The sequence below is a fragment of the Agathobaculum sp. LCP25S3_E8 genome (assembly GCF_052117165.1).
GTDB lineage: Bacteria > Bacillota > Clostridia > Oscillospirales > Butyricicoccaceae > Agathobaculum.
In genome coordinates this window covers 1-492 of sequence record NZ_JBQKJR010000176.1, presented here as the reverse complement: position 1 = coordinate 492, position 492 = coordinate 1, and the positions used below count along the sequence as shown (strand labels likewise).

1 protein-coding gene is annotated in these 492 nt (G+C 49.6%); it reads right to left on the bottom strand.

The window, feature by feature from the left end; all coding sequences use genetic code 11:
- On the bottom strand, positions 1 to 492 hold a 492-nt coding region (locus tag ACTQ34_RS18160), incomplete at both ends, for an IS110 family transposase (protein WP_441364994.1).

Here is a 492-nt window from a genome sequence, read left to right as displayed (position 1 = left end):
TACAGAATTGTCAGGGTTTCCGTGAACAAGAATCATGGAGGCGATCTCAAACAGCACCTTACGCAAGTGAGGTGAACCGCGCTTTGAAACATGACGATTCTTTGCATCGAATGTACCGGATTGATACGGTGGTGCGTCCACACCAGCGTATGCAACCAGAGCACCTTTGTGCGAAAAACGGCGGACATCACCAACCTCAGCCATCAACTGCGGTCCTGTGATTTTTCCGACACCTTCCATCCCCATCACCAGCTCATATTCTGGCAGCAGAGAGGCCAGCCGGTTCATTTCTGTGCGGAACGCATGAAGCGAATCATATACGGTATTCAGGCTGATTGCCGCTTGCGTTATCAGCAGTTTTGTACTATCATTTTTGGGAAGCGTGGCAACGGCGTTCCTGGCTGCGGTATGGATTCGTTCGGCATCGGAAGTACTGAATCTGTAACCGGTTCTTTTGCACCATTTTTGGAAGGTGTCTGCAAAAGTATGTAG